This window comes from Stenotrophomonas sp. SY1 (assembly GCF_021202945.1).
Classification (GTDB): Bacteria; Pseudomonadota; Gammaproteobacteria; order Xanthomonadales; family Xanthomonadaceae; genus Stenotrophomonas.
Genome location: NZ_JAJOYR010000001.1, coordinates 1,824,292 through 1,851,040, shown reverse-complemented (window position 1 = coordinate 1,851,040; position 26,749 = coordinate 1,824,292). Strand labels below are relative to the sequence as shown.

Annotated in this window: 28 protein-coding genes and 1 tRNA gene; 12 read left to right on the top strand and 17 right to left on the bottom strand. The window is 62.8% G+C overall.

What is annotated here, in order from left to right; translation table 11 throughout:
- The first annotated feature begins 21 nt into the window (after positions 1 to 21).
- Together LR961_RS07730 and LR961_RS07725 are read left to right on the top strand one after the other, a co-directional pair.
- Positions 22 to 771, top strand: coding sequence for a capsule biosynthesis GfcC family protein (locus LR961_RS07730; protein WP_232147846.1), 750 nt, complete (start codon positions 22 to 24; stop codon positions 769 to 771).
- Between the two features lie 20 nt (positions 772 to 791).
- Positions 792 to 2,909: a YjbH domain-containing protein gene (locus LR961_RS07725; protein ID WP_232147844.1), complete on the top strand. Its 2,118-nt coding sequence runs from the start codon at positions 792 to 794 to the stop codon at positions 2,907 to 2,909.
- A 63-nt stretch (positions 2,910 to 2,972) separates the two neighbouring features.
- Here the strand turns inward: LR961_RS07725 and LR961_RS07720 are convergent, their stop codons facing one another.
- The 9 genes from LR961_RS07720 to LR961_RS07680 all read right to left on the bottom strand — a co-directional run bounded on the left by LR961_RS07720 (position 2,973) and on the right by LR961_RS07680 (position 13,042).
- Positions 2,973 to 4,049, bottom strand: a complete 1,077-nt coding sequence (locus LR961_RS07720) for a hypothetical protein (RefSeq protein ID WP_232147842.1) — start codon at positions 4,047 to 4,049, stop codon at positions 2,973 to 2,975.
- Positions 4,046 to 5,164 carry a glycosyltransferase gene (locus tag LR961_RS07715; protein WP_232147840.1) on the bottom strand — a complete coding sequence of 373 codons (1,119 nt, stop codon included), beginning with the start codon at positions 5,162 to 5,164 and terminating at the stop codon, positions 4,046 to 4,048. Before LR961_RS07715 ends, LR961_RS07720 begins: the two co-directional genes overlap by 4 nt.
- Complete coding sequence (locus LR961_RS07710; protein WP_232147838.1) at positions 5,164 to 6,387, bottom strand: CDP-glycerol glycerophosphotransferase family protein; 1,224 nt, start codon at positions 6,385 to 6,387, stop codon at positions 5,164 to 5,166. Before LR961_RS07710 ends, LR961_RS07715 begins: the two co-directional genes overlap by 1 nt.
- Position 6,388: 1 nt before the next feature.
- Positions 6,389 to 7,486, bottom strand: coding sequence for a hypothetical protein (locus LR961_RS07705; protein ID WP_232147837.1), 1,098 nt, complete (start codon positions 7,484 to 7,486; stop codon positions 6,389 to 6,391).
- Positions 7,487 to 7,605: 119 nt separating this feature from the next.
- Positions 7,606 to 8,088 (bottom strand): adenylyltransferase/cytidyltransferase family protein, encoded by a 483-nt coding sequence (locus LR961_RS07700; protein ID WP_332311020.1) that lies wholly within the window; start codon positions 8,086 to 8,088, stop codon positions 7,606 to 7,608.
- 85 nt (positions 8,089 to 8,173) lie between these two features.
- The gene (locus tag LR961_RS07695; protein WP_232147834.1) at positions 8,174 to 10,372 is read right to left on the bottom strand and encodes a polysaccharide biosynthesis tyrosine autokinase; all 2,199 of its coding nucleotides are present in this window, start codon (positions 10,370 to 10,372) and stop codon (positions 8,174 to 8,176) included.
- Positions 10,373 to 10,484: 112 nt separating this feature from the next.
- The gene (locus tag LR961_RS07690; protein WP_232149272.1) at positions 10,485 to 10,856 is read right to left on the bottom strand and encodes a low molecular weight phosphotyrosine protein phosphatase; all 372 of its coding nucleotides are present in this window, start codon (positions 10,854 to 10,856) and stop codon (positions 10,485 to 10,487) included.
- 228 nt (positions 10,857 to 11,084) lie between these two features.
- A complete protein-coding gene (locus tag LR961_RS07685) occupies positions 11,085 to 12,536 on the bottom strand; it encodes an undecaprenyl-phosphate glucose phosphotransferase (RefSeq protein WP_232147825.1) in 1,452 nt (483 codons plus the stop codon).
- Between the two features lie 356 nt (positions 12,537 to 12,892).
- Positions 12,893 to 13,042: a hypothetical protein gene (locus tag LR961_RS07680; protein ID WP_232147823.1), complete on the bottom strand. Its 150-nt coding sequence runs from the start codon at positions 13,040 to 13,042 to the stop codon at positions 12,893 to 12,895.
- Positions 13,043 to 13,433: 391 nt separating this feature from the next.
- Here LR961_RS07680 and LR961_RS07675 point away from each other — a divergent pair, with 391 nt between their 5' ends.
- The 6 genes from LR961_RS07675 to LR961_RS07650 all read left to right on the top strand — a co-directional run bounded on the left by LR961_RS07675 (position 13,434) and on the right by LR961_RS07650 (position 19,162).
- Complete coding sequence (locus LR961_RS07675; RefSeq protein ID WP_232147821.1) at positions 13,434 to 14,966, top strand: aldehyde dehydrogenase family protein; 1,533 nt, start codon at positions 13,434 to 13,436, stop codon at positions 14,964 to 14,966.
- Between the two features lie 95 nt (positions 14,967 to 15,061).
- On the top strand, positions 15,062 to 15,358 hold the full coding sequence (locus LR961_RS07670) for a DUF4190 domain-containing protein (protein WP_232147819.1): 297 nt from the start codon (positions 15,062 to 15,064) through the stop codon (positions 15,356 to 15,358).
- A 7-nt stretch (positions 15,359 to 15,365) separates the two neighbouring features.
- Positions 15,366 to 16,136 (top strand): class I SAM-dependent methyltransferase, encoded by a 771-nt coding sequence (locus LR961_RS07665; protein WP_232147817.1) that lies wholly within the window; start codon positions 15,366 to 15,368, stop codon positions 16,134 to 16,136.
- Positions 16,137 to 16,140: 4 nt separating this feature from the next.
- Positions 16,141 to 17,196 (top strand): quinone-dependent dihydroorotate dehydrogenase, encoded by a 1,056-nt coding sequence (locus LR961_RS07660; RefSeq protein ID WP_232147816.1) that lies wholly within the window; start codon positions 16,141 to 16,143, stop codon positions 17,194 to 17,196.
- The gene (gene murB, locus LR961_RS07655) at positions 17,193 to 18,239 is read left to right on the top strand and encodes a UDP-N-acetylmuramate dehydrogenase (RefSeq protein WP_232147814.1); all 1,047 of its coding nucleotides are present in this window, start codon (positions 17,193 to 17,195) and stop codon (positions 18,237 to 18,239) included. Before LR961_RS07660 ends, murB begins: the two co-directional genes overlap by 4 nt.
- Complete coding sequence (locus tag LR961_RS07650; protein WP_232147806.1) at positions 18,233 to 19,162, top strand: DMT family transporter; 930 nt, start codon at positions 18,233 to 18,235, stop codon at positions 19,160 to 19,162. Before murB ends, LR961_RS07650 begins: the two co-directional genes overlap by 7 nt.
- A gap of 3 nt (positions 19,163 to 19,165) precedes the next feature.
- On the opposite strand, the gene LR961_RS07645 is transcribed toward LR961_RS07650, so the two are convergent.
- Entirely contained in the window at positions 19,166 to 19,879 is a 714-nt protein-coding gene (locus LR961_RS07645; RefSeq protein WP_232147804.1) for an LrgB family protein, read from the bottom strand.
- Positions 19,869 to 20,288, bottom strand: a complete 420-nt coding sequence (locus LR961_RS07640; RefSeq protein ID WP_232147802.1) for a CidA/LrgA family protein — start codon at positions 20,286 to 20,288, stop codon at positions 19,869 to 19,871. Before LR961_RS07640 ends, LR961_RS07645 begins: the two co-directional genes overlap by 11 nt.
- A 71-nt stretch (positions 20,289 to 20,359) precedes the next feature.
- Between LR961_RS07640 and LR961_RS07635 the strand changes: the two genes are divergently transcribed.
- Positions 20,360 to 21,253 (top strand): LysR substrate-binding domain-containing protein, encoded by an 894-nt coding sequence (locus LR961_RS07635; protein WP_232147800.1) that lies wholly within the window; start codon positions 20,360 to 20,362, stop codon positions 21,251 to 21,253.
- Between the two features lie 13 nt (positions 21,254 to 21,266).
- On the opposite strand, the gene LR961_RS07630 is transcribed toward LR961_RS07635, so the two are convergent.
- Complete coding sequence (locus LR961_RS07630; protein ID WP_232147798.1) at positions 21,267 to 22,103, bottom strand: MBL fold metallo-hydrolase; 837 nt, start codon at positions 22,101 to 22,103, stop codon at positions 21,267 to 21,269.
- Between LR961_RS07630 and LR961_RS07625 the strand changes: the two genes are divergently transcribed.
- Complete coding sequence (locus LR961_RS07625) at positions 22,057 to 23,115, top strand: helix-turn-helix domain-containing protein (protein ID WP_232147796.1); 1,059 nt, start codon at positions 22,057 to 22,059, stop codon at positions 23,113 to 23,115. The two genes, LR961_RS07630 and LR961_RS07625, sit on opposite strands and share 47 nt — an antisense overlap.
- Before the next feature lie 53 nt (positions 23,116 to 23,168).
- Here LR961_RS07625 and LR961_RS07620 read toward each other — a convergent pair whose 3' ends face one another.
- Positions 23,169 to 23,435 (bottom strand): DUF333 domain-containing protein, encoded by a 267-nt coding sequence (locus LR961_RS07620; RefSeq protein ID WP_232147794.1) that lies wholly within the window; start codon positions 23,433 to 23,435, stop codon positions 23,169 to 23,171.
- Positions 23,436 to 23,922: 487 nt separating this feature from the next.
- On the opposite strand from LR961_RS07620, the gene LR961_RS07615 reads away from it, so the two are divergent.
- Entirely contained in the window at positions 23,923 to 24,372 is a 450-nt protein-coding gene (locus LR961_RS07615) for a GNAT family N-acetyltransferase (protein ID WP_232147792.1), read from the top strand.
- 278 nt (positions 24,373 to 24,650) lie between these two features.
- On the opposite strand, the gene LR961_RS07610 is transcribed toward LR961_RS07615, so the two are convergent.
- Positions 24,651 to 25,232, bottom strand: a complete 582-nt coding sequence (locus LR961_RS07610) for an ester cyclase (RefSeq protein WP_232147790.1) — start codon at positions 25,230 to 25,232, stop codon at positions 24,651 to 24,653.
- A 307-nt stretch (positions 25,233 to 25,539) separates the two neighbouring features.
- On the opposite strand from LR961_RS07610, the gene LR961_RS07605 reads away from it, so the two are divergent.
- Positions 25,540 to 25,884 carry a tyrosine-type recombinase/integrase gene (locus LR961_RS07605; RefSeq protein WP_332311019.1) on the top strand — a complete coding sequence of 115 codons (345 nt, stop codon included), beginning with the start codon at positions 25,540 to 25,542 and terminating at the stop codon, positions 25,882 to 25,884.
- Positions 25,885 to 25,956: 72 nt separating this feature from the next.
- Here the strand turns inward: LR961_RS07605 and LR961_RS07600 are convergent.
- The 3 genes from LR961_RS07600 to LR961_RS07590 form a co-directional block, all read right to left on the bottom strand.
- Positions 25,957 to 26,033: transfer RNA gene (locus LR961_RS07600), tRNA-Pro, on the bottom strand.
- A gap of 62 nt (positions 26,034 to 26,095) precedes the next feature.
- Complete coding sequence (locus LR961_RS07595) at positions 26,096 to 26,452, bottom strand: MerR family transcriptional regulator (RefSeq protein ID WP_232147786.1); 357 nt, start codon at positions 26,450 to 26,452, stop codon at positions 26,096 to 26,098.
- Positions 26,433 to 26,732 (bottom strand): integration host factor subunit alpha, encoded by a 300-nt coding sequence (locus LR961_RS07590; protein WP_232147785.1) that lies wholly within the window; start codon positions 26,730 to 26,732, stop codon positions 26,433 to 26,435. The genes LR961_RS07595 and LR961_RS07590 overlap by 20 nt, the downstream gene beginning before the upstream one ends.
- Between the last annotated feature and the right edge of the window lie 17 nt (positions 26,733 to 26,749).

Here is a 26,749-nt window from a genome sequence, read left to right as displayed (position 1 = left end):
AGATGCGTGACTGCAATTGCAATGTGGTTGCTGACGTGCGCGCAGGTACAGGCACAAACCCATATCACCATCGAGGCTTCCGGCAGCGTGCACGCCCCCGGCCTCCACGTCCTGCCGGCACGGGCGCGCCTCAGCGCTGCAGCCGATACCGCCCGACCTACCACTGATGCCTACCACCTGGGTGCTGCATTGCTGCGCCACCGTGAGCTGCCAGAACAGGCACGCCACAAGGCGGGCCTGATGTTTGACCTGGGACTGTTGTCCACAGGAGGCAGCGACATGCCTGCCCTTGCCGAAGCCGCCGACCAGCTGATTGAGATCCTTTCTCCCATGCCCGTAACCGGACGCGTCATGCAGTTGCTCGAACCCCGCACGCTGGAAGCCAACCGCACGCAGGATTACCCGGCGTCGACGGGTGATCACCTGTTCTATCCGTCACGGCCGACGACCGTCACCGTGACCGGCGCCGTCCGCAATGCCTGCAAGCTGCCGCACGTCCCGCTCCAGACGCCAGCGGCATATCGACAACAATGCCCATTGCTGCGCGCGGCAAGCAGAGACTACCTGCACGTCATACAGCCGGACGGCAGCATTGAACGCCTGGGAATCGCATTGTGGAACCGCAGTCCGCGCTCCACTCTCGCACCCGGCGCACTGATCTATGTGCCACTGGATGATTCCCTGTCGCCGACAGTCGCCCCCAACGTCAATGACGCGGCGGCGAAGTTCCTGGCCACACAGGTGCTGGGCGCCTCCGGAGTGCAACCGTGAGGCGGCAACGCAAGCGGAGCTTGTCCCGTGGAAGCCTGGCGCTGCTGGGTTTGGGCGTCTGCAGCGCATTGCACGCGCAGCAAGGCCCCACGCCTAACGCCAGCGACTGGGGCGGCACAGGCCTGCTGCAGACGCCCAGCAGCCGCATGGATGGGGAAGGCAGTCTGAGCCTCACCGCCAGCCACACATCCCCCTACAGCCGCTATACGGTCGTCATGCAGCCCATGCCGTGGCTGGAAGGAAGCTTCCGCTACGTCTCCGTTGCCAACCGCCGCTATGGCAGTCACGCACTCAGCGGCGACCAGAGCTACAAGGACAAATCCATCGACCTGAAGCTGCGCCTGCTTCGTGAGCGCAGGTGGACACCAGAAGTGGCGTTCGGCATACGCGACGTCGGCGGCACCGGGCTTTTCTCCAGCGAGTACCTGGTTGCCAACAAGCGGATCGGACCGCTGGATGCCAGCATCGGCGTGGCAACGGGATACATCGGAAACCGTGGCGACTTCGGCAACCCATTGCGACACATCGATGACCGCTATGCGCACCGCCCCGACAGCAACACCACCAACCATGCAGCCGGGCAGCTGGGCACCAGCGCGATGTTCCGTGGCCCAGTAGGCGTATTTGGCGGACTGGCCTATCAGACAGCCTGGAAGCCCCTGCAGCTCGAGCTGGAGTACGACGGCAACGACTATCGCAACGAGCCACAGCACAATCATCAGCGCCAGCGCACACCGTTCAACATTGGCGCGGTCTACATGCCCAACCGCAACGTGCAGTTGCATCTGGGGTGGGAGCGCGGCACCACCGCCATGCTTGGACTGACCCTGCGCTCCAATCCTGCCCTGGCCAGTTCGAGCGCCAAACCACTGGACCCACCGCCAGTTCCCTACAACGCCGCCACCTTGGCGCAACCGGTCGGGCCCGAAACGCAAACCGACTGGGCCGCGATCGCCGCGCAGCTGGAGAGCAACGCCGGCCTGCGCGTGCAACGCATCTCCCGGCGCGGAACGGAGATCATCGTCAGCGGCGAGCAACGCCGCTACATACAACCCGCACGTGGCTTCGAGCGCAGCGCTCGCATTCTTGCCAGCGATGCACCGGCAGACGTCAACTGGCTGACCGTACGGAACACCCGCATGGGCATGCCCTTGCTGGAAACAGGCATCGAACTGAGCGTGCTCCACAACTACCTGGACAACCGCATTTCCCCTGCCCAGCTCGCCACGCAATTGCATGTCACCGCGCCAACAGCAAGGCCTGCAACCACCTTGTATGCGCCGTCGACGCGCCAGTTCGACAGCGCCTTCAAGCTAGGCTACCAACAGACCGTTGGCGGGCCGGATGGCTTCATCCTGTTCCAGCTGTCAGGCGCGTACCAGGGCGCACTGCAGCTCACACCCAATCTCCAGCTCAGCGGAACTATCAGCTACAACGCTTACAACAACTACGACAAGTTCCACTACGACGCCCCAAGCAACCTGCCGCGCGTGCGTACCCACGTCAGACAGTACCTGACTACTTCCGACTTCACGGTTCCCAACCTGCAGTTCACCGCCACCGGAAAGCTCGGCAATACGCTGTACGCAATGGCCTACGCCGGCATGCTCGAATCCATGTACGGCGGTGTTGGCGGCGAAGTGCTGTATCGCCCCTTGGGCGAACGCTGGGCGGTTGGCGCCGACCTGAACTGGGTCAGACAGCGCGACTTCGGGCAGAAGTTCCATTTCCGCGGCTACAGCACCGGCACTGGCCATATCGGCTTCCATTACCTGTGGGGAAGCCAGCGCAGGATAGCCAGCAGCCTCCATGCCGGCCGCTACCTTGCGGGCGACTGGGGCGCCACGCTTTCAATGGCACGTGCGTTCAACAACGGCGTCAGCATGGGCGCATATGCCACCAAGACCGATGTCTCGTCCGAGGATTTCGGCGAAGGGAGCTTTGACAAGGGCATCTTCATAAGAATGCCGTTCGATCTGATGCTGCCCCGCTCCACCCGTGCCCACGCCAACCTGGCATGGAACCCGCTGTACCGCGATGGTGGTGCGCGTTTGGCGCGGCCGCGGGGCCTGTACCAAGAGACTGACGAGCGTGATCTCCTGCGGTGGCAAACGCAGCCGGGCTGGCTCAACCCGTGACACTATCGGTACCCCACCCCGCCGGCTCCGCTCCGCGTTGAAAGGTCGGAACACACTGGCCAATCAGCAGGATCGCGGCCTGGCGAGGGCACCCCAGCGATGGCCAGCCGGGCGACCAAATGCTGATTGCAGATAGATCACCAGTGGAATTGCCATCATGAAGTGGCGGAACGCCGAGCCAAAATCCGGCTCGAACACCGCCTGCGTGACGGTGAATGCCAGAATGACGCACGCTGCCATCCGCATGCCCCCCACCTGATCAATCGCTTTCAGCATCAGCAGCGTGACGTAGCAACGGAAGAGAACGAATGGCGCATACACGGGTGATTTCAGCAGCAGCTCGACAGGAAACGCCACCCTGACCACCGCAACGATGCGATTGAGCGCAAAGCCGCCCGCCGTGTAGTCGTCGAAGGAATAGTTGATCCGTGTGCTCGCCACATCCTCGAGGTACTCAGCGCGCCCGATGTCGATAAGCGCCCGCGGAATGTACGGAAAGGAAAGGACAACAACCATCGTTCCAGCAAACAGCGCGACCATCATCTTCGTGCGGCTATCGACCAGGAAGTAAGCAAGCACGAATACAGTGCCGAAGAGCAGGAAATAGACACGCACCACAAGTCCATAGGCCAGCACCAGCACCACAAAGACGGTCAGCGCCGTGCCGAGCCGGCCAGCCGCCAAAGCGGCGGTCACGGCAAACATCATCAACGCTGGGACGATGTCCTTGTTGATGCTGCCGTAGAACGGGGCGTACAACACCAGCGCACAGAAGAGAACGAAGATGTCGCTCGGAGCAGCACGCGCACCCATCCGCCTCACCACCTCCCAGATCATGGCCAGAAACGGGAGCGCCCACAGCAGGTTCATCACGAACCATGCCCGATCAAAGCGACTTGAATACAGGCTCAGGTCCAGCCCCAAGTATCCGGCAAGCTGAAACACCGGCCAGAACAACCACGCGCTCGCCCTGTACGACCCTGCAAACAGCTCCATTGCCGGCGTGGCGGCAAGCAGCGTCTGCCCATCGAGATAGAACTTCGAATGCCAGAGTTGCGGCATCTCGTGGACCAGGAATACGCCGGCGACGGAAAACATGGCCACGAAGTACCAGCCGATACCGGCATTCGCCCTGCTCATCGCAGCTCCGCGTAAACATCGCGCATCGCCACTGCGTTCCTGCCAACGTTGAAATGCAGAGCTACCCGGCAGCGCCCTGCATCCCCCATGCGTGTCCTCAGGCCCGCGTCCCCGGAAAGTTGGCGGATCCGCGCGACGAAGCCCTCGCAATCTTCCGGTTCCACAAGAAATCCGCTGACACCAGCCTCGACGACATCCTTCAGCCCGTCCACGTTCGCAGCCACCACCGGCAGCCCTGCCGCACCCGCCTCAGCGGCCACATAGCCAAAACTCTCATATCGCGATGTCACCACGCTGATGTCGGAAACAGCAAACAACGCTTGCACCTCCGCATGCGTGAGCCAGGGAACAATCTCCACCAACCCCTGATCCACGCCTGCGTCGTGCAACAGCGCATCAAGCAGAAAGCGATCCTGCCTGTAATGTCCGGCACCAACGATCCTGAAGCGCACACCCTCACCCGCGCTGAAGCGTGCAATGACCCTGGCAAGCAACTCGATGTTCTTCTGGTGGCAGATCCGTCCAACAAAGATCACGTCGATCACGCCGCCGTTGTCAGGCCCCCGGGCACGGGGATCGCACAGCGACACCCCATTGGAGATGGTGCATATCTTGCGTGTGCGATAACCGACTTCGACCAGGCTTCGCTCCCGCTCGCTGGCCGACGTCGCCATGAGCAGATCCGTGGAACACGAAAGCAGGCGCTCTATCCATTGGAAAACACGCCGCCTCCAACCGGACTGGGCAAGGTAATAGTAGGCATGCGGCGTATAGACCACTGCAGCACGATGCCCGGACAACCTGCTGGCAAGCGCGGCGATCCGACCGAGCGCCCCCGCTTTGGAGCTGTGCAGGTGCACGACATCCGGCCGATGCAGTCGCATCAGACGCAGGATCCGGCCGAGCGACTGGATATCGGAGAAGACCCCGACGTCGCGTCGCATTTCGACAACCTCAACCACGCCGCCTGCCGCCCGCCATTCCTCAGCCAACAGGCATTCTGAGGGGACAACGAGTACACGACACTCAAAGCCGTCGAACGCGCCGTGCGCGTGAAACGAACGCAGGTATGTCTCAACGCCTCCCAGACACTGGGTCACATGCATGATCCGCATCAACGGCACTCCTTTCCGGAAGCCAGCAGCGACGCCACGCGCTCTGCATTCCCTTCCGTACCGAAAGGGTGGTAGCGCGCCGCCATGGCGCGACTCCGATCGCTATAGCTCTGAGCCAGCGCGTGATCCCCTTCGCACAGCGACACCAACTCAACGATGCCGTCGGACCAGGAGCCGTAACTCCGCCCCTCGCTGAACCGGCAGTAGTCCTCGTACAGGCCGGGCGCGGCTGCATATCCGAGCAAGTCAGGCGCAACCAGCACGATAGGCCTGGACAGCACGGAGAAGTCCATCGCGATACTGGAATAGTCGGTGAGCAGGACGTCGAATCCAGCCAGCAGCGCGGTGACGTCCCGGTAGTCCAATGGGGACAGGGCGATCACATTGGGCACACCGTCAAAGGCATCGATTTCCGCCGAGTGTGGATGTGCCCTGACGAACACCACAAGATCACTTCGCGCAGCGACAATCGAACACGCATGGGCATCCAAGCCATCGACCACCGCGCCATCCTCGCGCCAGGTAGGCGCGACGATGGCAAACAACCGCCTCCCGCCAAGCCCATGCGTAACCGCCAGCGCCTCCAGCGTCCTGCGCGCCGCTCCGTTATCGCGCCCGACCAGGTCCATGCGCGGATCACCGGTCACCACAACTCTGCTCGCGGGCAGCGCCATCGCCGAACACAGACGTTCGGCTGCCAACGGCGAAGCGGAGATCACGTAGGTGCAATGACTATTCCAATATGCCTCGAGCCGGTCTATCAGACGCCGTAGCAGGACGTTCTGCCTGCCAGAGTGATCGCGACGATCCCTACCGATCCGCTTCAAGGGGGCACCGTGCCACAACTGGATGACCTGCGCGCCCCAGATTGCCGGGCCACGCAGATCGCTGAAGCCATTGGTCATGAACCCACCACCCGCCTTCAGGCAAAGCAGCAGTCCGTGCAAAGAATCGCGCCTGTGGAACTCAAGCTGATGGAACTCGGCCAACCGATCGTCGGCATCGTCACGGGTCAGCCATACCAGCCGCAAAGCGGGGTTGATCTCTCGAAAATGCAGGGCCATCGCAAGCGGCCCATCGCCGACACCGCTGCGACGACTGAACAACCAGAGATTTCTGTCGCGCACAGCAAACCTGGCCAGAATCGAGAGAACGGCGAACCATGGCAGTTTGAATGCCTTCAGCAGGCTGTCGCGCAAAAATGAGAAATTGTCGCCCGCCACGTCAAATCACCTTTCGCTCGCGCCCAAGCAGCAGGTACGCGCAAAGCATCGCAATCTGGACCACGACAAACGACCCCATGACTGCGTTCTCATTCGAAGACAACAGAACCACCAGTGAGAGCGGAATTCCAACCAGCAGACCAGCAGCATTGATCCGCAGCAGGTCAGGCAGCCGTCCACTGCTGCGCAGCAGCGTCCTGCGAAGCGTGATAAGACCCCAACACAGCGGCAGTACTGTCGCCCCCAGACGCATCGGCCCTTCGTAGGCCACATAGCCAGTCCCATAGATACGGCCGAGCAGCTGACCAGCCAGCGGATACACACAGAGAACAAACAACAGCGCCATCCCCGAACAACCCAAGGACAGCCGAAGCAGAAACCGCTGTATCAAGGAGAATTGTCCCGAACCATGGAGATAGGCAAAGCGCGGCATCAGGAACGCAGAAAGACCAATCAGCAACTGATTCAGCGGAAGTAACAGCGTCAACACAGCGCGAAGCCCCGCGATATCCTCAAGCCGTCCCAACCATGCAAGGAACAGGACAGTCACGTTCCCCGAAACCCAAACCAGACCGGCGGCGGCCAGCCCCGGCAAGGCTGCGTCGGCGCCCTCATCAACGGAACCTCGCCTGATCGAATTTTCGATATCGAAACGCGTGGCTACGAGCAACGCCAGCAGACTGGAGCCGGCGATGGCCATGAACGCGGCACGAACAGGCTGGATGCCAGCAAACAGTAGTCCTGCGAACACCAGCAACGACGTCAACATACCCGTCGTGCTGACCAGGCAGGCCGCGCGGTGATTCCCATCCCCGTGCAATGCACTTCTGGCCGACCAGCACAGGCACGCGAGCATGACGCTGGGAGCCAGCAGCAGGATCGACTCCACGGGGCCAGCAACACCCATCATCGACAGCACAAGAGAGCCACTGACCGACAACGGCGCAAAGACGCGCACGGTGAACACCAATGAGTCCATCAACGCCGTCCCCCTTCCGCCCCTGCCCAGAACAAGCGGGTCATTCATCAACGGCACGTGGAGAAACCCCAGAAGAACAAGCAGCGATTGGAACAGTGCGAATCGGGCGAACTCCTCCATGCTGGAACTCCTGGCGACCATGACGCCAAGCAGTGCGTTGCCGAGGACAACTGCCAACTGATCGCCAATTGCAAGGATCGGCGAGCGCCTGCCTAATCCCAATCGGAGGCTTGCCCCCTTCATTCGAAACGCCGCACGATGGTCGATGCCAGGTCCAAGGCAACCTTCAGCTCAGCTATCTGCGCTGCATCCAGAGCACTAAGGGCACGCTTGATCTCGGTACTGGAGATGTTCTTGGTACGGGGCAGATACACCACTTCGCACGCATCATTCAGGTGGTCGAACTGTCCTTCCCAGTCATCGCCCATGCCCAGCACGTCGACTCCCAGGGTTTCGATGTCCCCGATCTTCTGCGACCAATCATGCTCAGCGATCACCTGGTCGACATAGCGGACGGCCTGGACAATAGCGACCCGATCCTTGAACGGAACAACCGTGCGCTTTCCCTTCTTGGCGTTGAATTCGTCCGTTGACACACCCACGACCAGCCGATCTCCCAGTGCGCGCATCCGGCGCAGGAGATTCAGATGGCCAACATGGAACAGATCAAACGTCCCGTAGGTAATCACGGTACGCGTTTTACATTGGACCAAAGCAATCACTTCAACATCTTCCGTCAACCTTCAACAACGCCGGTAGAAACGAAAGGAGGTACCTACCGCACCTCCCACATGCGTACTCGGCCCATCACCTGTATTCGTAGTACCCGTAACTGGAGAAGCCCATAACCCGCTGCTCCACGGCATTGAGGATGACTCCCCGCAACTTGACGCCGTTCTGCTCGAAGCGACGTCTCGCAACCTCCAGCTCGCGTGGCTGGTTCTTTCCAAAGCGGGCAACCAGCAGACTGGTACCGGCATGCCGTGCGATCACCGACGCGTCAGTCACCGCAAGAATCGGTGGTGTATCGATCAGCACGACATCGAACATGCCCTGTACAGCATCAAGAAGCTGTTCCAATGCCTCACGCAGCAGCAGTTCCGATGGATTCGGCGGAGCGGTGCCACGAGCAATGAAGTGGAGACCATTCAATGCCGGATACTGGGTGATCGCGTCCGCGACGCCACAGTGTCCAGCCAGCACATCCGACAACCCGGGAGCCTGCGACACGCCCAGCACCTTGTGCACCGTGCCCTTGCGCATGTCCGCATCGATGAGCAATACCCGCTGCCCCGCCTGTGCAAGTACCGCAGCCAGATTGGTCGTGACGAAGGTCTTGCCCGCGCCAGGGCTCGCCCCCGAGATCAGAACGATGTTGTTCCTGGCCTCAAGCTTCGCGAAATGAAGGCTGGTGCGCAGGCTGCGCAACGCCTCAACCGCCAGAGCAGCCGGATCGAGCACCGCCAGCAGACCCTCGTCGCCAGCGCGACGCCTGACCTGAAGCAGCCGCCTGCCGGGGGGACTGTCTGTGGGTACTGCGGCATACACCGGGAGCCCCATCTCCTCAAGCTGGGACGGGTCCTCGACGCCGCGATTGAAGAGCTTGCTCAGCAGTATCCAACCGACCGAGCTGAACAGCCCGCACGCCAGTCCAGCCAGAACCAGCAATGCCCTCCGCGGGGCTACCGGATCAAGGCCGTCCACCTCTGCGGCATCCACGATCCGAACGTTGCCAATCGTTCCTGCCCTGGCCACATCCAGTTGTTGTGCCTGGTGGAGCATGGCCGTGTACATCTCATTGCTGACCTGCAGGTCACGCGTCAGTCGCAGCAACTCCTGCTGCGACTCCGGGAGTTGCCGCACCCTGCCCTGGAAAGCGTTCTTGCGCGTTTCCAGCTCCCCCAACTGCCGCATCAACGCTTGGTAGGCCGGGTGGTCACGGGTGAATCTGCGATCAATCTCCGCCTGCTGCAGCCGCAGCTGCTGGATTCCGGTCTCCACAGCGACCTGTTGTTCGAGTAGACCCTTGGTCTGAAGAACCATATCCACCGAGTCCACGCGCGTCTGATAGTCGCTCAGCGCCCGCTGCGCCCTATCCAGCTGATCACGGATAGAGGGCATCTGTGCTCTCACGAAATGCAGCCGTGTCGATGCCTCAGCTGCGCTACGCTCCACGTTCTGCTCCACGTAGGCGTTCATCAGCTGCTGCAGTACCTGCGCGGCCCGCGCCGGATCCGGATCCTGGTAAGACAGCTTGAGAATGCCAGAACCCTTACCAGCCTCCGACACCCCGACCGCCCCTCTCACCTCGTTCACCACACTCAGTCGCGGCTGCAGTCGCAGGCCGAAACGCATGCCGGAATGCGCCCGCAGATTTGTCACATCCAGCACGAAGTCGTCCCTGCGTGCGACCTGCCCGGCAACGCCTTCAAGCAGTACGCTTCCGGAATCATCGTGCAACGCGTAGCGGCCATGTCCACGCGCGACCAGCACCAGTCGCTTGCCAAGCAATCGCTCTGGAACCTCGAGCGTGCGCACGCGGAGCCATTCCCCGCCCCAACCGAAACGTGCCAGGCCGAAGCGGACGCGCCCCAGTCCAGCCGAACCGGGCAATTCGGCTCGCCGGGCGATGAACCGCCCCGCCACCGGCAGGTAGTCAGGCACCACCTCGATGTCCAGCCGCAGCGCATCCACCGCACTTCCCACTACTTTTCGCGAGGTGATCAATGCAATCTCGGTTGTGGCTTCGGTCGAACGCGGCCCCAAGCCCAACGCACCGCTGACCTCGGCCAAGCCTGGCAATGCGGGCACTTTTGTTTCCACCTGGACGACCGCCTCCGCCCGATACACGGGCGTAGCCAACGCCACGTAAAGCAGGGATGCGCCCACAAAGGCCAGCGTGATGATCAGGACCCGCCATCTATCGTCGATGATCGCGCCCAGGAGCTCGCGCAGACCGATTCCGTCCTTGTTCCCGTTGATCGTCGCAGACGCTGTCGTTGTCATGAGCTTGAATTGCCGGGTGTCTGTTGGGGAACGGCGCCTCGAACATCCGTGGGCGCATCCGATCCGAGGCGTGTTGTAGCGCCCACCAAGAGCACCGGTGACGCCGTGGGATTTACAAATGACTCAACCACCCCTGCACCCCTTCACACATCATTCGATGCACGTCTTCAAATACATGCGGGGGCTGCCGATGCGGGTCAGGGATTTCTCTATCGCCTTGCCACTTCCCCAGCAGGAACGCCTTGCCAGACGCCTGCGGCGCAACCCGAGCCAGGTGATGCAGGTGGACTCGCTCCATCACCAGCACCAGTTCTGCACCGTGCAGCATCCTCGCGTCGAGCTGACGTGCTCGATGATCGCTGCCGTCAAGCCCGGATTTGGACAACAGCGACTGGGCATTCGTGTCCATGCTTCGCCCCACGACTGCCGCAAGGCCGGCTGAGGCAACCTGCACGTGCTTCCCATGCAGTGCATGACGAAACATCGCTGCGGCAGCAGGACTGCGACAGATGTTTCCGGCACAGACAACCAGCACGTTCCGGAACAAGGTCATCTCCGCGCCGCAGATTTCATGCTGCTGGGCATGTGCTGTGCTTCAACCAGGCACCAACCCAGCATCGGCTTGCACCTGCGCCCCTCTCAACGGCAACGCGCCACGCAATTTTCGTCTGGACAAAGGAGTCCCTCTCCTCGGCGATTCTGTAGCCGCGCATCAGTACGCCATCCTCTGACCCAGCACTTTTACTGCAGTCAAAGCGATGATCCGAAGATCGAGGATCGGGCTCCACCTGCGGATGTAATCGATGTCGTACTGCACCCGCTTACGCATTGAACGGAGATCCGGGGTCTCCCCCCTCAATCCATGGACCTGTGCCCAGCCGGTGATGCCGGGTTTCACGTAGTGACGATGCATATAGCGTTGTATCAACCGCTGAAAATGATTGTTGTGCTGAACCGCGTGGGGCCTGGGGCCGACCACGGACATGTTGCCGACGAGAACGTTCAGAAACTGCGGTAGTTCATCCAGGCTGGTCCGTCGCATGAAAGCGCCGAAACGGGTGATGCGTGGATCGTGCAGGCTGGCCTGCGTCAACGTGCCCAATGCCTCTTGGTGCACACGCATGGAGCGGAACTTGAGCATCCAGAATTCCCGTCCACCCAGCCCATGTCGGCGCTGCCGGAACAGGACCGGTCCAGGCGAACTGAGTTTCACTCCCAACGCCAGCATGACCAGAACCGGAGCCAGGCCCAACAGCGCGATGCTCGCGACCAGCAGGTCCAGCGCGCGCTTTATCAGCCGATAGTCCGGCTGGGCCAGCCCCTGTCGTATACCTATCATCGGCACATTGCCTGTCAGGTACACCCCGGGGTTGAGCATGCCCAGGCCACTGGTGTCGGGAATCACCCGCACCGGTACCGGGAAGCCCTCGATGTCCTTCAGCACATCCTTGATCGCGACACCTTCACCCAACGGCAGGGACACCCACACCTGGTCGAACTCGCCTTGGTGCTCCTGCAGATATGACGACAGATCAAGCAACGTGCCGAGTCGGATCGGAGCGGCACCTTCACGCACGACGATGTCTTCTCCAGCGGCGAAGTAGCCCACCACGCGCTTGCCGATCTCCGGCCTTCCGCCCAGCAGGCGATGCAGTTTCAAGGCTGGTGCACGCAGGCCGATCAACAGCACTCGTTCGCAGTACAAACCTCGTGATCGCAGCCGATGCAGCTGTATCCGAACGAGCAGCCTGACAGCGAGCATCACCAGCAGACCCATCACATACCAACCGAGCAACCACGCGCCCGCCAGGGAGTCGCGCATGTGCGCCAGCAGCAGAAACATCGCAAAGGCACCGAAGGCGGCGGTCCACGCCAGCAGCAGACAGCCAAGATCGGCAATGGCGCCACGAAGCCACCAGCACCGATACACGGGAACGACGGTGAAACATACGACCACGCTCAACAACAGGGCACCGAAAGCCATCCGCACCAGCGGACTGGGCAGCTGTACTCCATTCAGGAAAAGATGCACTGCGACCGCAACCAAAGGCACGGCGACCGAATCGGCGATACGAAGCCAGAGGTCCAGCGCGACACGCCTTTCAATGCGAACGCGCGTATCTTTCCGCCTGACGGGAACGTTGCCCATCGCATCCTGCAGCATTTGCAACCTCTCCTTCAGAACTGCGGCGATGCCACAGAAACCGCCACTTCCCGACCGGAGCCATGTCCAACCGTGCTGACGCCATCGCGCATCAATCCTGGGCACATCCATTGACAGCGCGAGCAGGGAAAATCAAAGCGCAGAAAGAAGTTCCGCTGCGCAACCGGGCAGCATTCAAACAACTACTTTCAGTGCATACCAGTATTCGGGCACCAATTTCAGGCAGGGCCGATGCATCCGCATAGGTCACGTCCTAAATACACGAACGAACGTGGCCATCGCCGCCAGTATTCGGTTCCGCGCCAGCCCTTTTTTCGGCGCTTTCCAACCCGCATCAGCGGCACTCACGCGTACCTTCAGCACTTCGCAGAAACGTCCCTTCCGCTGCTGGCGACTGCATCGGCATCCATCTGGTGCAATGGCGTGCCGAACCTGGTCATCGCCTGCAGGTACTGGACAGTCCGCTCACCGGACATCACCAGGCCGCGCTGGAGTGGTTCATCCATGTCCAACCACCGGTCCCCGGTTCGTCGAAAACATGTCCGTGGACGAAAGTTCGATGCCACGACGCATTTCCGTGTCGGCCGCTGGCCTGCGAACCGGTTGGCAACCGCGCTGGACTGAACTTGCGCCGATCATTCAAAGCGCATGGGATTGGCATCGGAACCAGCCGGATTGGTCGGCGGCGGAGTAGTCCGGCCTCCCGGGACGCTGAACAGGCCTCGGCGCCCTGATTGGCGGCCCGGGCCGCCAATCAGGGCGCCGACAGACCGGCTTGGACCAACCCCCATTCCCTGGGCCAAGGCCGCACCCTGCCCTCTGTTACCATTTACGGCTCCGCCCCTGCTCCCCCCACGCCCGCGGCGGGCCAAAATTCGTAACGAAACAGGAGTTTGCATGTCTTCCAAGCTGCTCAAGGCCTTGGCACTGGATGCCACCAACGCTGGCACCTATCTGGGTAACGGGGAGTGGTCCAGCGCCACCGGCGCAGGCGTTCTCAAGCCGCAGAATCCGACCACCGGTGAGGTGATCGCAGAAGTCCAGGCCACCACCGAGGCCGATTACGAAACCGTGATCGCCCGTGCCCAGGAGTCCTACAAGGTGTGGCGCACCACCCCGGCCCCGCGCCGTGGCGAGGCTGTGCGCCTGTGCGGTGAGGCGCTGCGCGCCCACAAGGACGCGCTGGGTTCACTGGTCGCGCTGGAAATGGGCAAGTCCAAGCCGGAAGGCGACGGCGAAGTGCAGGAGATGATCGACATCGCCGACTTCGCATTGGGCCAGAGCCGCATGCTGTACGGCTACACCATGCACTCCGAGCGCCCCGGCCACCGCATGTACGAGCAGTACCACCCGCTGGGCCTGGTCGGCATCATCTCGGCCTTCAACTTCCCGGTCGCGGTGTGGAGCTGGAACGCGTTCCTGGCTGCCATCTGCGGCGACGTGTGCATCTGGAAGCCGTCCAACAAGACTCCGCTGACCGCCATTGCCACGATGAAGATCTGCAATGACGCGCTCAAGGCCGGCGGCTTCCCGGACATCTTCTTCCTGATCAACGACGCCGGCACCGCGCTGTCGGAAAAGATGGTCGACGACCGTCGCGTGCCGCTGATCTCCTTCACCGGCTCCACCCAGGTCGGCCGCACCGTCAACCAGAAGGTCGCCCAGCGCCTGGGCCGCTGCCTGCTGGAACTGGGCGGCAACAACGCCATCATCATGGACGAGACCGCCGACCAGAAGCTGGCCGTGCCGGGCATCGTGTTCGGCGCCGTCGGCACTGCCGGCCAGCGCTGCACCACCACGCGCCGCCTGATCGTGCATGAATCCATCTACGACAACGTGCTGGCCACGCTGGTCAAGGCGTACAAGCAGGTCGAAGGCAAGATCGGCGACCCGACCGACGCCGCCAACCTGATGGGCCCGCTGAACAGCCCGGAAGCCGTGCAGCAGTTCCTGGCCTCGATCGAGAAGGCCAAGGCTGCCGGCGGCACTGTTGAAACCGGCGGCACCGCGATCGACCGCGCGGGCAACTTCGTGCTGCCGGCGATTGTTACCGGCCTGAAGAACAGCGACGAAATCGTCCAGCACGAGACCTTCGCCCCGATTCTGTACGTGATGAAGTACAGCACCCTGGACGAAGCCATCGACATGCAGAACGGCGTGCCGCAAGGCCTGTCCTCGTCCATCTTCACCACCAACCTGAAGACCGCCGAGAAGTTCCTGTCCGCTGCCGGCAGCGACTGCGGTATCGCCAACATCAACATCGGCACCTCCGGCGCCGAGATCGGTGGCGCGTTCGGTGGCGAGAAGGACACCGGCGGTGGCCGTGAGTCCGGTTCGGATGCATGGAAGGTCTACATGCGCCGCCAGACCAACACCATCAACTACTCCGATTCGCTGCCGCTGGCCCAAGGCATCAAGTTCGACCTGTGAGCATCAGCTCCCGCTCATGGCGGGAGCTGCCCTCATCCCAACCCCTCTCCCACGAATGGGAGAGGGGCTTGCCACCCGAAACGGAGGTTCTGCCCATGAACATCCCCGCACCCCGACAGACCAGCACCTACGCGGTCATCAGTCTGATTGCAGGCATTCTCGGTTGGACCCTGCTGCCGTTCCTCGGCAGCATCGGCGCGATCATCTTCGGCCACCTGGCCCGTGCTGAAATCCGCCGCAGCGATGGTCAGCTGGACGGCGATGGACTGGCCGTAGCCGGATTAATACTGGGCTGGATCAGCGTGGCGCTGGCCATCCTGTCCGTCATCGCGATACTGGTTTTCATCCTGTTCTTCGGTGGACTGGCCTGGTTCTCCGCCCTGCATTCGTGAGGTGCCCATGAGCCGCAGCGACGCAACCGAACGTTTCAGCAGCCGCGTAGCCGACTACGTGCGCTATCGCCCGGGCTACCCGCCGGCGCTGCTGGACTGGCTGCATGCCGACATCGGTGTCGCAGCGCAAACGCGCATCGCCGATATCGGTGCCGGCACGGGCATTTCCACCCGGTTGTTCCTGGCCGCCGGTCACCCGGTGATCGCGGTCGAACCCAATGCCGCCATGCGCCAGGCGGCCGAGCAATGGCTGGCCCCGGACTACCCGCAACTGCAGGTTGTCGATGGCACGGCCGAGGCCACCACGCTGGCCGATGGGAGTGTCGGCGTAGTTGCTGCGGCGCAGGCCTTCCATTGGTTTGATACCGAAGCGGTGCGCCACGAATGGAAACGCATCCTGCAGCCCGGCGGCCTTGCGCTGGTGTTCTGGAACTCGCGCCTGCTCGACACCTCGCCGTTCCTGACCGGCTACGAGCAATTGCTGCTGGAGTTCGGCACCGATTACACGCAGGTGGCCGAGCGCTACCAGACCGACGAGCAGATGCGCGAGTGGTTCGGCACCGGCCTGCGCGGCATCGCCGGTTTCCCCAATGTGCAGCACCTGGATTACGACGGCCTGCGCGGCCGGCTGCTGTCCTCTTCCTATGCGCCGCAGGCTGGCCACCCCCGCCACGCAGCCATGCTGCAGGCGCTGGAACACCTGTTTGCAACCCACGCCGTCGACGGTCACGTCGCTTTTGAGTACCAGACCCGCGCCTTTGTCGGCACGTTGAATTGAGCTTATGTATTCGATCACCCGCCCGTTCCTGTTCACCCTCGATGCCGAGCGCGCCCACGGTCTTGCGCTGTCCGCGCTGGACCTTGCATGGCGCACCGGCACCAGCCCGCTGGTTGCCAGCCGTGCCAAACCGCTGCCAACCAGCGCGTTCGGCCTGAATTTCCCCAACCCGGTCGGGCTCGCTGCCGGCCTGGACAAGAATGGCGAGCACATCGAAGCCCTGTTCGCACTGGGCTTCGGTTTCGTTGAAATCGGCACCATCACTCCGAAACCGCAGGCCGGCAATCCCAAGCCGCGCCTGTTCCGCCTGCCGCAGCACGGCGCCATCATCAACCGCATGGGCTTCAACAACCTCGGCGTGGATGTGCTGGTGAACAACGTCGAACGCGTGCGCAACCGGCCCGGTCCGCTGGGCATCAACATCGGCAAGAACAAGGACACGCCCAACGAAGAGGCGCTGTCCGATTACCTGATCTGCATGGAAAAGGTCTATCCGCTGGCCGACTACATCACCGTCAACATCTCCTCGCCCAACACCGCCGGCCTGCGTGAGCTGCAGGAAGAACAGGCGCTGCGACGCCTGGTGACCGGGCTGCGCGATGCGCAGGAACGGTTGGCCACGCAGCACGGCCGCCGCGTGCCGATGCTGGTCAAGGTCGCTCCCGACTTGAACGACCGTGACATCGATGCCGCCGCACGCGTGCTGGGCGAGCTGGGCGTGGATGGCGTCATCGCCACCAACACCACCATCGGTCGTCCGGCGGTGGAAGGTGATCCACTGGCCAAGGAAGCTGGTGGTCTGTCCGGCGCACCGCTGCTGGGTCAGTCCACGCTGGTGCTGCGCCGCTTGCGCGCGCGCCTGCCGGAGTCGGTCCCGCTGATCGGCGTAGGCGGCATCAGCTCCGGTGCTGATGCGGTCGCCAAGATGGCTGCGGGTGCTTCGCTGGTGCAGTGCTACAGCGGCCTGATCTTCCGTGGCCCGGCGCTGATCGGCGAATGCGTCGATGCCATCCGCCGCCGTCGCGAATCTCCCTCGGGAGGCGCCGTCGCACCACTATGACCGACGTAATTGCTCCGTGGTCGCTGGTCGAACACGCTTCGCTGCATTCGCTCAACACCTTCCATGTCGCCGCCAACGCCGCGCGCCTGCTGCGCGTAACCGACGTAGCCGCGCTGCCCGAAGTGCTGGCCACCATCGTCGGCAGTGGCCCGCTGCTGGTGCTCGGCAGCGGCAGCAATGTGCTGCTCGCCGGTGACCCGGAAGGCACCGTACTGACCTTCGACAACAACGATGTCCGCATCCTCGAGCACCGCGCCGACCACGCCATCGTCCGCGCCGGTGCCGGTGCGAACTGGCATGGGCTGGTGATGTGGTCACTGGCCGAAGGCTTGTCCGGGCTGGAGAACCTGGCGCTGATTCCCGGCACGGTCGGTGCGGCGCCGATCCAGAACATCGGCGCCTATGGCGCGCAGGTCGGCGATTTCATCCAGGCCGTCGAAGCCTGGGACACCCGCGAGCAGCTCTGGGTCCGGCTGGACCAGGAGGCCTGCCAGTTTGCTTACCGCGACAGTGTGTTCAAGCAGGAGCCCGATCGTTACCTGATCACCGCCGTCGAGTTCCGCCTGCCGCTGCTGCACGAATTGCGCCTGGGTTACGCCGGCATCAGCGATGAACTCAAGGCCATGGGCATCGAACTGCCCGTCGCCACCGACGTCGCCAACGCGGTCATCGCCATCCGCCGTCGCAAGCTGCCCGACCCGGATGTGCTGGGCAACGCCGGCAGCTTCTTCAAGAACCCGGTGCTGCCGGTCGAACAGGTGGACGTGCTGTTGCAGCACTATCCGGCGCTGCCGGTGTTCCCCGGCAACGACGAGAGCAACCGCAAGATCTCCGCAGCTTGGATGATCGAAGCCTGCGGCTGGAAGGGGCAACGTGACGGCGACGCCGGCATTTCTCCCAACCACGCGCTGGTGCTGGTCAATCACGGCTCGGCCAGCGGCGCTGAACTGCTGGCGTTTGCACGTCGTGTCTCGGCCTCGGTGCTGGAAACCTTCGGCGTGCCCATCGAGCCGGAGCCACGGCTGATCGGCGCGCAATGGTGAACACCGCCCTCGCAACCACCCGCACGCCGGCGTCGTTGCGCGCCGCGCTGCTGATGTTCGCCAGTGCGATGGCGTTCGGCCTGATGGCCATCGCCATCCGCTACGCCACCGGCCATGTGCCAACCCAGGAAGTGGCGTTCTTCCGCAATGCGTTCGGCCTGCTGGCGCTGCTGCCGTTCCTGCTGCGCCCCGGCCACGGCTCACTGCGCACGCAGCAGTTGCCGCGTTACTTCCTGCGCAGTGCGATCGGCCTGGCCTCGATGTTGTGCGGCTTCTGGGCCATCGGCCATCTGCCGTTGTCGCAGGCCATCTCGCTGTCGTATTCCACGCCGCTGTTCGTGACCATCGCGGCGGTGTTGTGGCTGGGCGAGAAGGTACGCATCCGTCGCTGGGCGGCAGTGATTGCCGGTTTCATCGGCGTGCTGGTGATCGTGCGCCCGGGCGTGGAAGGCTTCCAGGCCGGCAGCCTGATCGCGGTGGCAGCAGCACTGCTCAGCGCCCTGGTCGCCATCCAGATCAAACAGCTCACCCGCGTCGACGGCCCGGACACGGTGGTGTTTTACACCTACGTGTTCTGGGTGCCGCTGTCGCTGGTTCCGGCACTGTTCGTGTGGGTGTGGCCTTCGCCCATCGGCTGGCTGTGGCTGGTGGCCACCGGCGTGCTGGGCACCATCGGCCAGTTGTTCTGGACCCGCGCCCTGAAGCTGGGCGAAGTCTCGGCACTGACCCCGATCAGCTTCACCCAGTTGCCGCTGGTGGTGACCCTGGGCTGGTTGCTGTTTGGCGAAGTGCTGGACGGCTGGACGGTGCTCGGCGCACTGATCATCCTCGGTTCCAACGCCTACATCGCCCATCGCGAAGCGGTGCTGGCGCGCAAGGCCGCCACGCTTTCACCCAGCGCAACCGCCAAGCCCACCGAGTAGGCGTTACAGCAGCAGCGCCAGCAACGGCGCTGCTGCCACGTTCAACAGCCCCGCCATCACCATCACCAGGCCGGCGATCGCACCTTCGCTTTCGCCCAGCTCGCGCGCCTTGGCCACGCCCATGCCGTGCGCGCCCATGCCGAACAATGCACCGCGAGCCATCGCACTGCGCACTGGCAGCAGCTTCAGCAGGATCTGCCCGAACAGCGAACCGCAGATGCCGGTGATGATGACGAACACCGCCGTCAGCCCCGGAACACCACCGATGCGACCGGACACATCCATCGCGAACGGTGTCGTCAACGAACGCGGTGCCAGGCTCAAGCGCAACTCCGGCGAAAGGTGCAACGCAGTGGCCATCAGCCAGGCCGCGATGATGGCCGTACCACTGCCCACCAGCACCCCGGCGCCCAGCACCTTCCAGTGCCGCGCGATCAGTTGGCGCTGTTGATGGATCGGCACCGCGAAGGCCACCGTTGCCGGCCCCAGCATCGCCATCAACCAATGGGTGCCGCGCAGGTAGTCGTGGTAGTTCGCGTGCAGCAGCAAGGCCAGGCCCAGCAACGTCAACGGCGCGGTGATCAATGGCGTCGCCCATGGGCTGCGCACCCGCTGGTAGAACGCCTTCGCCAGCACATACGCCGTCACCGTCACCACCGCCCAGAACAGTGGCCACAACAACTGCGCCGGATGGTGGATCAAGGCATCAACGTTCATGGCGCAGGCTCCTGCGGTACAGCAGCTCCACCGTCACTGCGGTGCTGGTCATCACCAGCAAGGTGCCGCCGATCACCACCAGCAGCAGCTTGATGCCCAGCCAACCGAACATCTGGCGGTTGTCGAGCAGGATCATCGCCGCCGGGACGAAGAACAACAGCATCTCGGCCAGCAGCCAGCGCGCACCGCGCGCGAAGGAATGCGGCGACAACCAGCGCAGCCCGAACAGCAGCAGCAATGCGAACAGGCCGATGATGCCGGCCGGCACCGGCAGGCCGAACTGCCGCGTCAGCCACTCGGCCGCCAGCCACACGCCAATCAGCGCGGCGATCTGCACACCGCTGCTGCGCCTGAAAGCACGTCGCAGGCCAAGCCGAAGCCGGCGCAGGGAAAGCATGAATGTGTTCATGGCTTCCTGTGTACGCCCGACCATTCCATAAATAAAATGAATTCATTGCATCCAATGAATTCCATTCTGGAATGGATATCAGGCAACTCAAGCTGCTGGTGGAAGTAGTCCGCCACAACGGCTTCTCCGCCGCTGCCGAAGCCGTGTTCGCCAGCCAGCCGACCGTCAGCAAGGCCATCCGCCAGTTGGAGGACGAGTTGGGCGAGGTCCTGCTGGAACGCTCCCGCCACGGCGTGCGGCTGACGCCCGCCGGGCAGATCGTCCATCGCCGCGCCCTGGCGCTTCTGGGCGAAGGTGAGGACATGCTCCGCGAGCTGCAGGAACTGCGTGGACTGCAACGTGGCGAACTGCACCTGGGGCTGGCCTCGCTGGGCAGCGACGTCCTGTTCGCGCCGGTATTCGCGCACTTCCGCCAACTGCACCCGCAGATCGAACTGCATGTCCTCGAACGCGGCAGCGAGGCGTTGGAGGAAAGCCTGCGCGCAGGCGAGATCGAACTGGCCGCCAGCCTGCTGCCGGTGGCCGATGACCTGCAATGGCAGCCGGTGCGGATTGAACCGCTGGTCGCCCTGCTCCCCCGCAATCATCGGTTGGCCGAGCGCGCCGGGCTGCAACTGGACGACCTGGCCGACGTGCCGTTCGTGCTGTTCGAGAAAGGCTTCATGCTCAACCGCCGCATCGTGCAGGCCTGCCTGACACGCGGCTTCAGCCCACGCGAAGTAGCGCGCAGCGCGCAACCGGATTTCATCGTCGCCTTGGTCGCGGCCGGCATCGGCGTGGCGCTGCTGCCGCACATGATCGCCCACGCGCGGCAACGCACGGACGTAGCCATCGTGCCGCTGCACGAGCCGGAACTGGACTGGAAAATGGTGCTGGCCTGGCGCCGTGGCGGCTACCTGTCCAGCGCCGCACAAGCCTGGCTGCGACTGGTGGCCGAGCAGCAGGCGGATAACGCGGGCAGCTGAAACCCGGCGCAATTCAGCGCGACAACGCGGCAAACTCCAGCACCTCGCCATCTGCGGGAATCCGCAATCTGCCCGCAACACCTGCGTGCACCGCCGCTGCCGCCAAACCGCTGCGGCGCACCGGGCAATGGCTCAGCGCCTCCAGATGATTGGCAATCACGATTCCGCTGCTGATCCGGGTAAAGGCCACTGCTTCTTCAAGCCCCATGATGATTTCGCCACCGATATCGAAGCGCGCGCCCCCGGCCGGAATCACGCAGACGTCGGGTTGATGGGTACTGACGAAATTGCGGACGACATCCGTCAGCACGGTATCGCCCGCCAGATACAGGCTAGGTTCGCCCGGTACCTCGATCAGGTAACCGACGCCGTGCTCCATGAAGCGCCCAACCACGCCTTGCCCATGCACGCACGGCACGGTGCGAATGCTGCCACCCAGGAACGGACTGGGCGTGCCATGCGATTCGGGCAGCGAATGCACGTTCAAACCGCGCGCGTGCAGATACGCGGCGTCGTGCGGTGTGCAGATCACCGGGATACGCCGCTCCCGCAGCCAGCGCTTGCCGGCCCGGTCCAGATGATCGAAATGGCCCTTCTGGCAATGGGTGATCAGGCAATGGGTAACGGTTTGCAGCGCCTGCTCGACGTCGTCAGGCAACGCGACCAGCGGATTGCGACGCAGCCCCGACAGCACCCGCAGCGGCGGTAGCGCGCCCTTTGCCGCCAGCATCGGGTCGACCAGGATGCGATAGCCGGCCAATTCAACAATGAGCGTGGCGTTGCGGATCTGCTGGATTTTCATCATGAAGCCCTCGGGAAGATGCGCTCCATGGTGGCCATGCGCGGCCATTGCCATAATGGCGACAACCGACACAAACCATTCAATTCACGCCATGCCCCGCCCCCTCCAGATCGGCCTGCTGCTCTTCCCCGACTGCATGCCCGCCGGCCTTCTGGGTTTCGCCGACCTGCTGCATGCCGCCAACCGGCGCACCGGCAAAACGCTGTTCCAGACCCACTTCGTCGGCGTGCAGGCCGGAGCGGTCACGTGCAACCAGGGCCTTGTGATGCAGGCCAGCCACGCCGTCAATGCGCTCGCGCTCGACGCCATCCTGGTTCCGGGTTTCTGGGCGGAGTCGACACACGACGTGGAAACCACCCTGCAATCCAACGCGACGCTTGTTGCCGCGCTCTCCCGGCTGCCGGCACGTTGCCGCATCTGGAGTTACTGCGTCGGGGTCAGCCTCGTCGCAGCAACCGGCCGCCTGGACAGGCAGCCAGCAACCGCCACCTGGTGGTTGCTGGATGCGCTGATCAAGCAGCATCCCAAGGTTCGCTGGCAGAGCGACAGCACCTGCATCTTCGGTGCGGGCAACGCCACCGCAAGCGGCGTCAACGGCTATCTGCCCATTGCCCAGGCGCTGATCGAGCAGAGCGTGAGCCCGGCGATCCTGCACGAACTGGTCACGTTGATGGTGCTGCCACGTCCCACCCAGACGCACGATGCATTCCGCGCCATCAGCCTCATCCAACAACCCAGTCCATTGCTGCGGCAATTGCATATGGCAGTGGAAGCACTGCCCGCCGAGCAGATCATCCTGTCCCGGCTCGCGGAGGCGCTGTGCACATCCGAACGCACCCTGGCACGCAGGGTGAAGAAGGAAACCGGCACCGCAGCGGCAAGCTATGTACGACGCATCAAGCTGGCGCAGGCCGCCGAACGGCTGACACTGACCACTGTGCCGCTATCAACCATCAGCACTGATCTGGGTTTCAGCAGCGACTCCAACCTGCGGCGCATGTTCAAGGAACTCACGCAGCTCACGCCAGCGCAGTATCGCCAGCGGTTCGCACGCTACTGATTGCACCTAGGGACGGATCACGAAGACCGGCGCCAGGCGTCATCCAATCCGCATCAATCCTTCCCTGCCGGGTTGTCCCGCCGGAACAGCTCCCACTCCTCGACCTGGGTTCCGTCCGGCAGATGGCACATGCCAGACGCATTGCCATCGCTGTCCTTCCTGATCTCCAGCTTCCCGCCTTTCTCGACACAATGCGTCGAAGCCGGATTTGCCATGCCGATCCGTTGCGGACCTGGATCCACCTTGTTTTCGCGCGGCGCACAGGCAGCCATCATTCCCACCACCGCCACCATGGCGAAACAACGAGCGATCGATTTCATGTGCCGGCTCCCGGACTGCAAGTGCATTGCGGATGTAGTCGGCAGGCTAGCAAAGGCCACGCCATGCCCGGATGAACAAAATCGGCGAGTACCAATCAAGTGCCTGCCCTTGATCTCGATCGCGGTCATTGGACAGGAGTGGTCGGGCCTGGACACACGGTTCTGAAGCAGACCTTCAATTGGCAAACGCAGCTGAACTGTCCAGCCGAGTGGACGGATCCGTCACAAGACACGCCCTAGCATCGATCGCAAGAAGAACGTCATATCTCGGGACTGCGATGCCGCCGTATCAGCCTGCCTCATGGTTGCTCGCGGCAATTCCAGCACTTCGAAATGCTGCCGGGATGAAGCAACCAAGTGCCTTCGGTGAACGCACCTGCTCGCCCCACCACCAAACAAAGAGCGCCGTTCCAGGAATCGCGCAATGCGTGAACCTGAAGGCCTCATTCGCCAGGCCGCTTGTTGATCCATATCGAAGAGATCGCCTATGTCCATCACCGTTCGCCAGGCCACCCCGCAAGACCTTGAGCCGGTTGCTGTGCTGTTTGATCAGTACCGCCAGTTCTATGGTCAGCCCGCAGACCTGGCACTGGCACGAACCTTCATGAGCGACCGGCTGGCAGAGGGTTCGTCCCTGGTGCTGATTGCCACCGACCAGGCCGACAAGACTCTGGGTTTCACACAGCTCTACCCGATGTTCGACTCCGTCGGAGCGACCAGGAGTTTCGTTCTCTATGACCTGTTCGTGTCCCCGACAGCACGCCGCCAAGGCGTAGCCCGCACGTTGATGGAGCACGCTGTTGCTACCGCAAGAGAACTTGGCGCCGGCCGCGTGGAGCTGCAGACCGCCAAGGACAACCTCCCTGCGCAAAGGCTCTATGAGGGCCTTGGATGGGTCCGGGACAACGATTTCTACGTATACGCCATCGCCCCTTGAGCCTGCGCCGATACCCCCAACCCTGACGGGCCACCTACCGCGCGGTGATCCCGCAGGGCGCACGCAGCTGCCCAGAAAGCAGAAGCCGCGACGGCAACCTTCGATACCTGGAGGCGACTTCTTTCGCGCTGGATTCGACCAGTGGCCGGATCAACAGCCGCCTGGCGCCACGTTTGGCATCCGCCAAACGCGGGACCATTCCACCTCAAGCACCGATGCTCAAGGCCTGATGCCTCACTCCCTGCTGGCCATCGGCCCGAACGGTGCCGCTGAACAACTCAGTTGCCGACACCGAGTTGCTTCATGAAGGCGGCGTTGTCCCAATAGAGGAACTCCTCCACCATCTGCCCCTGCTTGTTCCAGCGTCCCAGGGTCGCCATCGGCAATCGGTACTTCTTCCCGGTGGGCTGAATCACGGTGCCATCGGCAAGCACCATCGGCCTGGTGAAGGTCCCTTCGATGAAACCGCCGACCGCCGTCCACTCCGCGTCCGCCGTGCCAAAACGAACCGGGTGTTCGATGATTCGATTGTCCGGCGCGAAGGTCCACATGAAATCCAGTTCCTTGATGTGATCCGGAAGGCCCGTCGTGGTGTGGCCGTCGGGATAGTGCACGACGATGTTCTCGGCATGACTCAGATGCAGGTCATCCCACGCCTGTTTCGTGTACACGCGGAAATCCAGATCATCAAACGTGGCAAGGTTCTTGGCCAGGGCCGCCGGCATGCCTTCGGCGTTCGGGGTTGCATCACCCACCTTGCTTGCGGGCCACTTCTCCCCCGCCACCTCTGCCGCGTGTGCGGCTGTCACTGCCATCACGGCAAACAACACGGGCAACACGATTCTCTTGGCGGTCTTCACGGCATTGCTCCTGCGGGCAGTATTGCGTTGATAACCGACGGATTGGACTCGCCGCGACCACATATCTGCATCGAACCGGGTCCGGTTCGGGCACAAATAACAGTGGAGAAGTTAAGACCAGGTCTTTTCTCCGCGGGCGACGGTGGAACCGACGGAATCGGCGCTGAAGTCCGGATGCCGGGTCAAACGCACCTGATTCCGCGCACAACCCGCTCGGGCAACTTCATGCCGGGCACGCCACGATGCCTCACCAGATTCGGCCCCATCATCTGACGGACCATGCGTCGATCATCCGGCCGAACCACCTTTGATTCGGCGCGGCTTGTCGCAACGAGATACCGCAGCGGTTGGTGATCACCACCTTGGACGGGCTTCGTCCAATGACCGGAAGCATCACACCCAGGTGCTGCCGGAACAGCTGTCGCGCGCGTTCGCCACGGCACGCGATGCTGCTAGCGTCGACATGGGCAATCCGCCGACGTTCCACGAAATCCGCAGTCTGGGCGGTGCCCTGCTGAAGGAAGCCGGCTGGACGAATGAGCAAATCCAGGCGCTGATGGGCCACAGCAATGTGGCGATGACTGAGCACTATTTGGGTGGCCACGAAGCACCGTGGCAAGCCGTAAGCACCGGCATTTCGTTGCCGCAATAGTGGACACTTAGTGACCACAACGAAAAAGGGCTCGCACGATGAAGTGCAAGCCCTTGTTCTTGATGCAGTAATTGGTCGGGACGGCCGGATTTGAACCGACGACCCTCTGCCCCCCAGGCAGATGCGCTACCAGGCTGCGCTACGCCCCGAACGTTTACTGCTTCGCCTTGCGGCGAGCCGGCGATTATACCGGCTTTGAATCAAAAATGGTTCAGCGACGAAGCAACTGCAGCACTTCTTCCAGCTCCATGCGCACCTGCTTGATGATCTGGTTGCTCAAGGCAGATTCCTGCTTGGCACCATCACCTTCCAATCGCAGACGCGCACCACCGATGGTGTAGCCCTGTTCGTACAGCAAGCTGCGGATCTGCCGCACCATCAGCACATCGTGGCGCTGGTAGTAGCGACGGTTGCCACGGCGCTTGGCCGGCTCAAGGCTGGGAAACTCGGTTTCCCAGTAGCGCAGCACGTGCGGCTTGACGTCACACAGCTCGCTGACTTCACCAATGGTGAAGTAGCGCTTGGCCGGAATCGGCGGAAGTTCGCGGTTACTGCCCGGATCCAGCATATGCCTCTACCCTTTCCTTGAGCTTCTGGCCCGGACGGAAGGTCACCACCGTGCGGGCGGAAATCGGAATTTCCTCACCGGTCTTGGGATTGCGGCCCGGGCGCTGATTCTTGCGCCGCAGGTCGAAATTTCCGAAACCGGACAGCTTCACCTGACGTCCCTGTTGCAATGCATCGCGCAGCACATCGAAGAACGCGTCGACAAACTCCTTGGCCTCGCGCTTGTTCAGACCGACCTCGTCAAACAGACGATCCGCCATCTCCGCCTTGGTCAATGCCATGCCTGCTCCCTGTCTCC